The sequence below is a fragment of the Bacteroides sp. FSHCM14E1 genome, from assembly GCF_019633785.1.
In the GTDB taxonomy this organism is placed as follows: Bacteria; Bacteroidota; Bacteroidia; order Bacteroidales; family Bacteroidaceae; genus Bacteroides; species Bacteroides hominis.
In genome coordinates this window covers 179,111-191,843 of record NZ_JADKYL010000009.1, presented here as the reverse complement: position 1 = coordinate 191,843, position 12,733 = coordinate 179,111, and the positions used below count along the sequence as shown (strand labels likewise).

Genomic DNA, 12,733 nt, shown 5'->3' with positions numbered 1-12,733 from the left:
TAATGATTTTGCAAGTATAGAAATATTCTACGTATGTCGTATCTTTACTTTCATCGAACTACTTTAAAATAGTATGCAAACGTTTGTGTTGTTTATGTTATTAAGCATTGAAAGGAGCCAAGAGGCTCCTTTCAATGCTTTTGCTTATATATTAATCATTTACAGGTTTGTTTTTTATCCGCACCTGGATGCACCGCAAGTGGTACAGATGAGGCAACCTTCCTGATAAACCAATGTCTCATTTCCGCAGTTCGGACATTTTTTGCCTTTAGCTTCCGTTCCGTCCTGCACATATTTCTTCAGCGCACGTTCTACACCATTCTTCCAGGTATTGATGTTTTCGCTGTCCAATTGTAGCGAACCTACCAGTTTGATGACTTGTTCGATCGGCATTCTCCAGCGGAGCACACCTGAGATCAGTTTGGCATAGTTCCAATATTCTTTGTTGAACTTCTCGGACAGACCTTCGATTGTCATTTTGTATCCGCGTTTGTTTTCAAACTGGAAGTCGTAACGTTTGTTTCCGTTCTCATCAACATTCTTGATGATGCGTCCGGTATTTACACTTTTCGGAATAATGATTCCTTCGTCGTCGTCTTGCAGACCGGTGAATATTTCGTAAGGTCTGCCGTCGAGCAGGCCGACCAAAGCTACCCATTTCTCTTTATTGTTCTGGAAACGCACAACATCAGCTTCAAGTACCGGCGGACGTACTTCGACTACCGTTGGCGGCTTGCAAGGAGGAAGCTCTTCTTTCTTGTCTTTGTCGGACTTCGCAGAGATAAGCACTCCTGAACGGGAACCGTCACGGTAAACCGTACAGCCTTTACAACCGGACTTCCATGCTTCGACATACAGGCGGTTCACCAGTTCTTCGTCTACATCGTTCGGCAGGTTAATGGTCACACTGATGGAGTGGTCTACCCATTTCTGGATTTTGCCTTGCATACGGACTTTCATCAACCAGTCTACGTCGTTTGAAGTTGCTTTATAATAAGGTGACTTGGCCACCAGTTCGTCCACCTCTTCCTGAGTATATCGTTTGGCGGGATCGTAACTGTTCGCTTCCATCCAGGTCACGAATTTGTGGTGGAACACGATGTATTCTTCAAAAGCGTCTCCGGTTTCGTCTACAAAGTCAACGCGTACGTTGGTGTCATTCGGGTTCACTTTTCTTCTGCGTTTATATACCGGGAGGAATACAGGCTCGATACCTGAGGTTGTCTGAGTCATCAGACTGGTTGTTCCGGTAGGAGCGATGGTCAGACACGCAATGTTACGGCGACCATATTTCTTCATGTCTTCGTACAATGCCGGATCAGCTTCGCGCAAACGGTTGATGAACGGGTTGTTCTTTTCTCTTTCCGTATCGTATACATCGAATGCACCACGCTCTTTGGCCATATCCACCGATGAACGGTAAGCACCCAGTGCTACGGCTTTGTGTACTTTCTCAGAGAAGTCAGTCGCTTCTTCTGTTCCATAACGCATTCCGAGTGCGGCGAGCATATCGCCTTCGGCAGTGATACCGACACCGGTACGTCTTCCCTGACCGCTCTTCTTATAAATCTTTTCCCACAAACCGCGTTCAGTGTGTTTCACTTCTTCGTTTTCCGGATCCAGATCTATCTTCTCCATGATGCGTTCTATCTTTTCCAATTCCAGATCGATGATATCATCCATGATGCGCTGAGCCAGTGCTACATGTTTATGGAAGAGCTCAAAGTCAAAGTAGGCATCTTTAGTGAATGGGTTGACTACATATGAATACAGATTGATGGCCAACAGGCGGCAAGAATCATAAGGGCACAAAGGAATTTCTCCACAAGGGTTTGTCGAAACCGTTTTATATCCCAAATCTGCATAACAGTCGGGCACTGATTCACGGATAATGGTATCCCAGAACAATACGCCCGGTTCAGCCGATTTCCATGCATTATGCACAATCTTCTTCCACAAGTTGGAAGCATCGATCTCTTTCACCGTAGTGGGATGGTCAGAGTCAATGGGGTATTGTTGGGTATACTTTCTGCCTTCTACAGCTGCTGCCATGAATGCATCATCCAGCTTTACTGAAACATTGGCACCTGTAACCTTGCCTTCTGTCATTTTTGCATCAATGAATGCTTCGGAATCCGGATGCTTGATCGATACACTGAGCATCAACGCACCGCGGCGTCCGTCTTGGGCAACTTCACGTGTAGAATTAGAATAACGTTCCATGAATGGGACCAGCCCGGTAGAAGTCAGGGCTGAGTTTTTCACAGGAGAACCTTTGGGACGGATATGGGAGAGGTCATGACCTACACCTCCGCGTCTTTTCATTAGTTGCACCTGCTCTTCATCTATTTTGATGATAGCTCCGTATGAATCGGCAGAACCATCAATACCAATCACAAAGCAATTGGAAAGTGAAGCAACTTGATAATCGTTACCGATACCTGTCATCGGACTGCCTTGCGGCACGATATACTTAAAATGGTCAAAAAGCTCAAACAGCTGTTCGGAGCTTAGTGCGTTTGGGTACTTTGCCTCGATGCGGGCCACTTCGTTAGCAAGTCTCCAATGCATGTCCTTCGGTGATTTCTCGTAAATATTTCCGAAAGAGTCTTTTACTGCGTATTTGTTTACCCAAACTCGCGCAGCAAGTTCATCGCCCTGAAAATATCGTAAAGATTCTTCGTAGGCTTCCTCGTAAGAGTAAATTTGCTTTTCCACGATGCAATGTGTCTTAGATATCATTATTAATAAGTAAATATGTAGAAGCTTACTTATCATTAACAAACGTGCCTGCAAAGCTATGAATGTTTTTTGGTATATCAAAATAAAAACGAGATAATTTATTAACCGGTACTAAGTTATCCGTTTATAAATGATAAGCAATTGATAAACAAATGAATGATGGTTTTGTTCAGTGCCTGAAGTTTTCCAAAAAGAAAATTAATCTAAATTGGAAATGAGATAGAATGATTATTCTTTTTATATCTTTGCAGAAAAAAGATATGATGGATACAGTTAAGAACAGAAGAACTATCCGCAAATATCAGCAAAAAGATATTACGTCGGATTTGTTAAATGATTTGCTTGAAACTTCATTTCGTGCTTCTACGATGGGCGGAATGCAGCTTTATAGTGTGGTTGTCACTCGTGATGCCGAGAAAAAAGAAATACTTTCTCCGGCTCATTTTAACCAGCCGATGATAAAGTCTGCGCCGGTGGTGTTGACATTTTGCGCAGATTTCCGTCGTTTCTGCAAATATTGTCAGGAAAGGAATGCGGAACCGGGATATGATAATTTAATGTCTTTTTTGAATGCGGCTATGGATACTTTATTGGTTGCACAAACCTTTTGTACGCTTGCCGAAGAGGCCGGACTGGGTATTTGTTATTTGGGTACTACTACTTACAATCCTCAAATGATAATTGATGCTTTACACTTGCCGGAACTGGTATTTCCCATTACTACTGTAACAGTGGGATATCCGGCGGAATCTCCTAAACAAGTAGATCGTCTGCCTATAGAAGGTATCATACATGAAGAGAGTTATCACGATTATACAGCCGAAGATATAAACCGGCTGTATGCTTATAAGGAGTCCTTACCTGAGAATAAGCAGTTTATAGAGGAGAATCATAAGGAGACTTTGGCTCAAGTGTTTACAGATGTTCGTTATACAAAGAAGGATAATGAATTTATGTCTGAAAATCTGTTGAAAGTACTTCGCCAACAAGGCTTTATGAATGATGGGCAATAACTGGCGGTGATTAATAAACAGCGAACGATGAACAGCTTGCATGATTGGTTGCAAATGTTCATCGTTCACTGTTTATCGTTCACTGTTTATATTTCTTTTCTTTAGTAAAGTTTCTATGTTTTCCAGATCGGACCGGAAGCTTTTATCAACTTCGCACTGGCCTTTTACTGTTTTGCATGCATGTAATACGGTGGCATGATCTTTATTGCCTATGAATTTTCCGATTTTGGAAGTAGAGAAGTCTGTATGTGTCTTGGCTAAATACATGGCAACCTGACGTGCCTGTACCACTTCTCTTTTTCTTGATTTGGTGTGGATGGCTGATGATTCCAAGTCGAAATGTTTGCAGACCACATTAATGATATCATCGATGGTCACAGCTTTCGTTTCACTGCGGACTACTTTGCGGACAATGCGTTGTGCCAGATCCAAATCGATTTCTTTATTGTAAATAGTCGAGTGGGCCATGATAGAAATAACAATGCCTTCCAAATCACGCACGCTTTCGTTTACATTCTCGGCAATGTAGTCTATTACTTCAGAAGGGAACTGTAACCCATCCCTATGAATCTTATTTCTTAAAATGTTCTTTCTGAGTTCTACAGTCGGTTTTTCCAGTTCGGCTACCATACCCCATTTGAAGCGGGTTAACAGACGCTCTTCCATGCCTTGCAGTAATACGGGAGCACGGTCGGAAGTCAATATCAACTGTTTGCCGTTTTGGTGTAGGTGATTGAAGATATGGAAGAAAGTATTTTGTGTTTTGGTGACACCGGCAAATTCTTGAATATCATCAATGATCAGTACATCGATTGTCTGGTAGAAGTTGATAAAATCATTCGTTGTATTATTGCGCACAGAATCGGTGTACTGTACCTGAAATAAATGTGCTGAAACGTAAAGCACTCTTTTGTCCGGATACAACTCTTTTATACGAGTTCCGATGGCGTTGGCCAAATGGGTTTTTCCTACTCCCGATGCTCCATGAAGAAACAACGGATTAAAGACCGTCTTGGCCGGATTTTCGGCAACGGCCTCGGCAACACTTCTTGAAAGTTTATTACTATAACCTTCAATAAAGGTTTCGAAATTATAGTTCGGATTTAGATGTGGGTCAAGGTCTTGGACAGCCGGAGCACGCAATAACCCCGGAGCTTTCCTTTCGTCAACCCGGGGGAGTCCGGACTGAGGGATAGCCGTAGAGCGGGTAGTAGACTCCTGGTTCACGGTTGTCCCTGAACTTTTGTCTACCAGCACATTGTACATCAACTTAGTGCCGTCTCCTATAACCTTATATAACGTCTTACGTAGCAAGTCCACAAATTTATCTTCCAGAAATTCATAGAAAAACTGGCTGGGAACTTGTACGATTAACGTTTTGTCCTCATATTTTAAAGGAACAATGGGAACAAACCATGTTTTGTATGTCGACTCAGGAACATTGTCTCTTATAATTTCAAGACAGCGGTTCCATAGGCCGACATGACTCGATTCACTCATAGCGGCTGTAATACATTTATTAATTAAGCAAAACTTCTACGATTGCAAAATTGGGAATCTTATTTGAGAAAAACAAATCTCTTTTTTCTTGTATTTCTCACTGAAAGAATAATGTGTTTACTTTCAATGACTTATCATTTTCCTGTAAAATACCCCTTGCCGGAAGCTATTGCTTTTTTGTAACTACTTATTAATTAATTGTTTATCAGATAAATTTCCACATACTATTCTTGAACCTGATAGCCGGTACAGATATCCTTTCTGTCTATGGATAGACTTTTAAAGGATTTCATCCTGTCCTTGTTTTGTAGGCGCTTATTTAGATAAATTCTATTTAAGAGGTTTCACCTACTTATCTTTTTTGCCAAACAGGGAGAAGTGGACATATCGTTTGGGATGTTCCTTCAGGTCTTCAAGCAAACTTGCTGCATTGATGGTAGTTTGGTTCAGGTTATTGTATAATTGTGGATCGTTTAGCAGCAAACCAACGGTGTTGTCTTTGCTGTTAAGCTTTTCTGTAAGCATTTTTACGTTACTGAGGGTTGCGTCTATTTTTTTGAACGTAGTGGCATAATCAATTTCTTTCAGATTGCCACTGATTACGATAAAGTTGTCTCCGATGGTATTCAGCTTCCCTGTTAATTGTGGAATATCATTATTCATCAATACTTTCAGCTGGCGGCTGGTAACTTCCAGATTGGCCGTCGTCTTTTCAATAGAATGCAGAGTTGCCGGGATACTTTGATCCGCCATAATCGTGTTCAGTGAAGTGAGGATAGAATCTAATTTAGGCAGCATCTTTTCTACGGCGGGCATCATAGCTGCTACCTTTTCCATCATTCCGTTGTTCAGAGTTCCGGGAATTGTATCACCTACCATATAACGTTCGCGCGGATTATTAGCCAATAAGATATTCATTCTTACTCCTCCCATCAGTTCGGGCACCAATTCGGCAGAGCTTCCTTTCGGTATGCGAAGATCAGTGTCTACTTCTACTTCCACGATGACATTTTCCGGTTGGTTGTAATCATAGGCAATATCACGGACAATACCTACACGGACACCGTCGGCAAATACCGGGCTGGACTGTGCCAGACCGTTTACATTATGGAATTTTACATAAAAATAGCTGGCAGGCTTAAACATATTAATGCCCTTCAGATAGTTAATTCCGAAAACGAGTAAGCACAAGGCTGCAATACCTGCTATTCCTATTCTGACTTCTTTCGTAATGAGTTTCATGTTTTGTTATTTAGTCTTTTTATTTATTTCTTCTTTTCTTAAATTCGGCTATAGCCTCATTGATATTCATTTTCTCTCCGTTGCGGAATGCAATGATGAAAGCATCCTTAAATAATGGAGTCACCGTATTACGGCGCGTCCGCAGCACCTTGTTATAATCAGGAGATGCCCCGTAAGTGTATTTGTATATTCCGCCTTCTTTATAGTAATCTACGTCTTTCAATCCCTTCAGTCGTTTGTCATTTTTGGCCAATGGACGTGAGGAAGTAAGTATTTGTATCTTAAACGTAATTTCGGAGTCGTTTGTTGTGCTTTCTGCAACAATTGGACGTTGAGTTTTCGCTTCTGCCATTAACTCTTTGGGGCGTGAAGAGTTTTTAGGTCTTTCTGCTGCTTTTTCTTGTGTACTCTCTGTCTGTGCAATCACAGGTGCTTCTGTAGCTTCTTCGTCATCATTTGGCAAAATGGTACGACTGGCACCGGTCAAACGGATTTCGTGTTCTCTTTTATAAGCCAGAAATGCCCGATAGATTCCTCTTGCCAAAGTAGTAGTTCCTTCATCCGTATTCAGATAGCGTTCCTCTTCAGGAGTGGAAATGAAACCAAGCTCAACGAGAATACTTGGCATGGCACTGGCCTTTAATACCAGAAACCCGGCTTGGTGTACACCACGGTCTATCCGTTTGCAATGATGGCGAAACTGTTTTTGAACCAGAGATGCCAGATGCACACTCTGCTCCATATATTTATCTTGCATGAATTCGAAGATGATATATGATTCTGCAGAATTAGGGTTGAAACCTGCGTAACGGGTTTTATAATCATCTTCATATAGGATTACAGAGTTCTCCCGTTTGGCGACTTCCAGGTTGGCATCCGATTTGGCCAGACCTAATGTCCAGGTAGAAGCACCTTTGGCTGTCCGGTTATTGGCTAAAGCATTGGTGTGGATTGAAATAAATAGATCGGCTTTGGCATTATTAGCAATTTCGGCACGGCGATCCAGTGGTATAAAAACATCTTTGCTGCGGGTATATACTACTTTTACGTCGTTGCAGTTTTGCTTAATCTGATTTCCCAATTTCAATGCTACCTTCAGATTGATGTTTTTTTCTTTAGATATCTTTCCGATGGCTCCGGGATCATGACCGCCGTGTCCGGCGTCAATAACGACAACAAAATCTTTTGCCCAGGTACTACCGACGTTTAGTGGAGAAACGAGTAGCCAAAGGCAAATCAGTATATATAATATGTGTGGTCTACGTAGTTCCATATAAAAATAATGTGCAAATGTAGCAGAATTTTGTTGAAAACTCACTATTTAGTGTTAAGTTTTGAGTTTTTTACCTTACTTTGCACTCGAAACTTAAATGATATAACGATGCTGAAGTTCTTGAAAAATTGGACGCTTCCGGTAGCGATGTTGTTAGGCGCCATTGGTTATCCTGTATTTATCAGCCTTTCTTTTTTGACTCCGATACTGATTTTCACTATGTTACTGCTTACTTTTTGTAAAGTATCTCCTTGTGATCTAAAGCCTAAACCCTTACATTTGTGGCTTTTGTTGATCCAGATATTCGGTTCATTGGCGGTTTATCTTCTTCTTTATCGTTTTAATAAAATTGTAGCGGAGGGAGCAATGGTTTGTGTCATTTGTCCTACAGCTACGGCAGCGGCGGTCATTACTTCTAAATTGGGTGGAAGTGCTGCCAGTCTGACTACTTATACGTTGATTGCAAATATTGGGGCAGCTGTTGCAGTTCCTATTTTCTTTCCGTTAATAGAGGCAAATCCGGATATTAGTTTTATAGATGCATTTCTGGTTATTTTGAGTAAAGTCTTTCCATTGTTGATTTGTCCTTTTCTGGTGGCCTGGTTTCTGCAGAAGTTCATTCCCAAAGTTCATCAGGTATTGTTAAGCTATCACGAATTAGCATTTTATTTGTGGGGTATTTCTCTTGCCATCGTAACGGCACAAACTATTTATTCGCTGATTAACGATCCGGCGGACGGACTGACGGAAATCATGATTGCAGTAGTTGCTTTGATAACTTGTTGCTTGCAATTCTTTTTAGGGAAAACCTTGGGTAGTGTCTATAATGACCGAATCAGTGGAGGACAAGCTTTGGGGCAGAAGAATACGATTCTTGCCATTTGGATGGCTCATACTTATCTGAATTCACTTTCGGCTGTGGGACCGGGGAGTTATGTTTTATGGCAAAACATTATTAATAGCTGGCAATTGTGGAAAAAGAGAAAGAATGATATGAAATAGAGAATGTAAGATACCGATTTGAAGCTGTTGGACTTTGTTTGTCCCTTTGTTTTTCCTTTTTCCTACTTATTACTGGATTACTATACTGGCGATGTCGTCAGAAAATAAATAAGGATGTAATTATGGATATTGTTTCATTGCGAAAGAATCCTCAATATTTAGAGGAAGCGATTGCTTATTTCCAAAGTAAATGGGCTGACGAAAACAGTAAAATGGTCTATGACAACTGTTTTAGAACCTGTGTGGTGTCAGAATCTCCCTTACCACAGTTCTATCTTCTGATGGATAACGAAGAAATAATAGGTTGTGCCGGACTTGCAACAAATGATTTTAATTCACGAATGGATTTGTATCCGTGGCTGGTTGCCTTATTCATAGAGGAGCGATATAGAGGACATAATTATGGAAGATTATTAATCGAAACCGTAGAAAAAGATACCCGACAATTGGGGTTTGGGGATTTATATTTGTGTACAAAACATATAGGCTATTACGAACATTTCTGTTTTAATTATATAGGAGATTGCTATCATCCGTGGGGGGAGCATACACGAGTTTACCAAAAACATATCACTTTCTCAGCTGATCTTTAGAGATACTTCTGGCATTTACACGTTTGCCACAAGTTTAGTATATTCCTTTGTTTATATAGCAAACTAAACCTTACTTCTATTGGAGCCAAAATATCTGTGGTAGTAAAAAGAAAAACAATCTTTTTCTTTTTACCAGCTTTGTTTTTATGATTGGCTACCTTTTGTTACCTTTGTGTATCAGGCTCATTATTCGGTGAATATTTTTGTTTTCTTACTATCTTATTACCCCGTTATTAATTATAAGAGTATATTTAGTTTGGTATATCTATAGCCGGTATAATGTACAGTGGAGATAAAGAATTTAAAGTGCCCTCTATCCGGTGGGACGGAACTATAAAATATTGGATTATGGATAAAATATTGCGAGCTTTCTGGAATCGTTATTTTCATTATGATTGGGCTTTTGGTCTGTTCCTGATTTTATTATTCGGTGTTCCCCGGTTTGTTATTGTCCTGCAATCTTACGTGACAAGAAGTTATGGTATAGTGATGTTTGTTTTTTTAGCCATGTGGTTTGTACCCTTTATTTTCCTTACCGGATACGGACGAAAATGTATTGGCATAAGGAAGCCTGATCACTGTGGACGTTTGTTTTTGTCTTTTATTGCGGGAGGGATGTCTTGTGCTGTTATATTTGCCCTTTTCTTTTTATTATATGATAAAACAATAGATAACGCGTTTGTATATATAGGAGGGAATAATCCCGGGGCATTCATTTCAGGACCTGATAAGCAGCTTTATTTTTGGATAGCTGTTATTCCAAGTATGATATTTAGCCCGATAGGGGAAGAGTTTCTATACCGTGGGATGATACATGGCAGTTTTGTTCAAAGGTTTGGTGAGTCGAAGGCCTCTGTTTTAGATTCATTGGCCTTCGCTGTTACCCATGTTGCCCATTTTGGTATTGTTTATGTTTCTGGTATTTGGCAATTTCTTCCTTTTCCGGCTATTCTTTGGGTTTTATCCATGTTTGTAGTCAGCCAAATTTTTTTCAGATGTAAGCAGTTTTGTAATTCCATTTGGGGAGCCGTGTTTGCACATGCGGGTTTCAATTGCTTTATGATGTATTTTATTTTTTATCAGTTATAGAACACACTCTCACTTTCTGAATTTAGTTAAGTTCTGATAGTTTCATGTGCTCTACATCGAATACTACTTTTTTGTTTGCTCTGCTTAATTCCTGCAAAGAAATCTGTTGGGCATTGGGAGTGGGATTACCTATCGAATACCGTTTTGTATTGTCGTCCGGATCACGGAAACAGAATGTATAGTTTATCAACAGTAGCGGGTATTGTTTGGCATTGGGATAGGTCTGAGGGTGTTGTACCAATACGATCCTTTGATTTTCAATAGAAAACTGAGGAAGCAGGCGTATGAAAGTGTTCCCTAATACAATTTCTATTTCCTCTGCGATGTCGAACTGTACATTGTTTATCAATAGGTCACCTAACCTCAATTCATCGGCTATTGCCATGCGCTTCTTGCCACCTTTACCAGTACTGTCTTCAAATTCAATGATTTTCATTTTAAGTTTCTGGGCATCGGCTTCCGATATGCTTGAAAAACTGTGGTCTGGAGCAAAGTAGAGTTTACTTTTTATTTCATTTATCTTTCCCCTTACTAAAAGTCCTTTTTCGTCAAGAGTAGTACTGATAGATACTTCCGGTTTTGTCCAAATGAGCCGCTGTGCCCCGAAAGGCTCTAAAGCTACGCATTTATTGTATCCGTTTATTATGTCAGGGACAGCTTGTGCACAGATTTTCATTAATTCGCCTGCCTCTTTATACATTCCCAGATAGGCTAATGAAGCGGCACGCAGGTTGAGTACAGAAAGTATACTTCCCCCAAGCTCCTGTTGGTATTTGCCTAACAAACTGTCTGTGTAGTGGATACAGCTTTCCGGATTATTTTTCATAAACCCGATAAATGCATTGGTAAGCCATCTGCCTATTTCGTCGGTAGTTTTCTCTATCCGTTCATATTGAGCATCCAAGCCCATAATGTCTCCGCTATTGATATATTCTGAATAATTTTTACGTAACTGATAATCTTTGCCGGAGAAGTTCATACGGTCGAAGTTGAGTGTACAGGTTTCGAATCCGTAGAAGAATGGGAACCCTAATAATCCGGATTGTCTGGTTATGGAATCCGCTGTATATGTATTGAAGAATTGTACCGGACAATCATTCACGTCCATCACTTTGACGGAAGCCGTGTCCGGTGTGTGTATGAAACTTCCTTCTCCGCCTGTGTCTAATAGATAACTCCGGTTGTTCGCGAATAGAAAAACACAACCGGTTTCTGCGAAACATATATTGGGATCGATGGGCTGCCTTTGCTCCTCTTTTTTGAAAGTTAATTTGCCAAATTCGAATTCTATTTTAGAGATTCTCCGGAGTTCTTTTATTCCTAAGATGGCGTCGTGACCGGAAAAGATAGGATCCTTTTCAACAAGAGAAACATGGACTACCGTGTTGTGGAAAGTGATATTACCCAATTGTAAAGTCTCTACGAAACCGGTGGTAGCTTGTGAAGTACCGAACATGCTGTTTACGGATATGGTATCTCCCATACATGTCACGTTACATTTGCGTGCCATCTCCTGAGTGAGAAAAGTATAGGGTGCTCCTGTATCGAAGATGGTGTTAGGCAATTCGGTTTCATTTATTGTCATTGAGAGTATTAACGGATATGTATAACTTGTAGGAAGTGTACAGGATGTTCCTGGAAAATCTATCCGGAAATTATTTTTTTCCGATAAACCTTGGATTGTTTTTTCTGAACAAAGGAAGTTTCCTTTTCCTTCTATCGCCTGGTAGAGCTTTTTATCTTTGCGCAAGGTCTGCCACCAGGAATTGAGTTGTCTGTAGTTCCCTTTTTCCAGAAGTTTCTCTGTTTTGGCATAACAATAGGCCAACTTTTGTTCCGGAGTACATTCTTCCGGATATAGAGTGAGGAGAGAGTCTACGCATTGAAGCATTTCGTCGGGGCGATTAAAATAATAATTCAATGATACTTTTGCATGTAACCGGGTTGCTTCATCCATCACAGAAGAAGAATCGTTATACAATTTCCACAGTTGTGGAGCATCCTGATAATCGTCTAATGCTAATATTTTCGACCTTAAAGAAGTGGTTGTTTGTGAAAAGGCAGTCATTGAAAAATAAATTGTACAAGTAAGAATGCCGAGCTTTAGTCTTGCCATAGTAGTATATGTTATAATTCAATTAGTTCTTGTGAGTTTATGTGTTTTTTATGCGGAGTCATCAGTGTCGGCATCAGAATCCGGCATCCTTTTTATATAAGCCATAGATTACACTAAATGTAGATAATCTGTCAGTTCTACCTTCAATGTAATCTATGGCATA

At 40.4% G+C, this 12,733-nt stretch carries 9 protein-coding genes; 4 read left to right on the top strand and 5 right to left on the bottom strand.

Annotation, left to right across the window (positions count from 1 at the left end; all coding sequences use genetic code 11):
• Nucleotides 1-174: 174 nt before the first annotated feature.
• The gene (locus ISX59_RS14770) at nt 175-2,718 is read right to left on the bottom strand and encodes an adenosylcobalamin-dependent ribonucleoside-diphosphate reductase (RefSeq protein ID WP_032539721.1); all 2,544 of its coding nucleotides are present in this window, start codon (nt 2,716-2,718) and stop codon (nt 175-177) included.
• A 248-nt stretch (nt 2,719-2,966) separates the two neighbouring features.
• Between ISX59_RS14770 and ISX59_RS14765 the strand changes: the two genes are divergently transcribed.
• Nucleotides 2,967-3,755: an NADPH-dependent oxidoreductase gene (locus ISX59_RS14765; RefSeq protein ID WP_005808456.1), complete on the top strand. Its 789-nt coding sequence runs from the start codon at nt 2,967-2,969 to the stop codon at nt 3,753-3,755.
• Between the two features lie 72 nt (nt 3,756-3,827).
• On the opposite strand, the gene dnaA is transcribed toward ISX59_RS14765, so the two are convergent.
• The 3 genes from dnaA to ISX59_RS14750 form a co-directional block, all read right to left on the bottom strand.
• Complete coding sequence (gene dnaA / locus ISX59_RS14760) at nt 3,828-5,255, bottom strand: chromosomal replication initiator protein DnaA (RefSeq protein ID WP_005781424.1); 1,428 nt, start codon at nt 5,253-5,255, stop codon at nt 3,828-3,830.
• A gap of 348 nt (nt 5,256-5,603) precedes the next feature.
• The gene (locus tag ISX59_RS14755; protein WP_005781423.1) at nt 5,604-6,497 is read right to left on the bottom strand and encodes an MlaD family protein; all 894 of its coding nucleotides are present in this window, start codon (nt 6,495-6,497) and stop codon (nt 5,604-5,606) included.
• 19 nt (nt 6,498-6,516) lie between these two features.
• Complete coding sequence (locus tag ISX59_RS14750) at nt 6,517-7,770, bottom strand: N-acetylmuramoyl-L-alanine amidase (RefSeq protein ID WP_032539692.1); 1,254 nt, start codon at nt 7,768-7,770, stop codon at nt 6,517-6,519.
• Between the two features lie 108 nt (nt 7,771-7,878).
• Between ISX59_RS14750 and ISX59_RS14745 the strand changes: the two genes are divergently transcribed.
• From ISX59_RS14745 to ISX59_RS14735, 3 genes are all read left to right on the top strand, one after another.
• On the top strand, nt 7,879-8,772 hold the full coding sequence (locus ISX59_RS14745) for a transporter (protein ID WP_032532009.1): 894 nt from the start codon (nt 7,879-7,881) through the stop codon (nt 8,770-8,772).
• Nucleotides 8,773-8,894: 122 nt separating this feature from the next.
• Complete coding sequence (locus tag ISX59_RS14740) at nt 8,895-9,365, top strand: GNAT family N-acetyltransferase (RefSeq protein ID WP_032532008.1); 471 nt, start codon at nt 8,895-8,897, stop codon at nt 9,363-9,365.
• A gap of 348 nt (nt 9,366-9,713) precedes the next feature.
• A complete protein-coding gene (locus ISX59_RS14735) occupies nt 9,714-10,454 on the top strand; it encodes a CPBP family intramembrane glutamic endopeptidase (RefSeq protein WP_005808448.1) in 741 nt (246 codons plus the stop codon).
• 22 nt (nt 10,455-10,476) lie between these two features.
• Here the strand turns inward: ISX59_RS14735 and ISX59_RS14730 are convergent, their stop codons facing one another.
• Nucleotides 10,477-12,570 carry a retroviral-like aspartic protease family protein gene (locus ISX59_RS14730; RefSeq protein WP_032539691.1) on the bottom strand — a complete coding sequence of 698 codons (2,094 nt, stop codon included), beginning with the start codon at nt 12,568-12,570 and terminating at the stop codon, nt 10,477-10,479.
• Between the last annotated feature and the right edge of the window lie 163 nt (nt 12,571-12,733).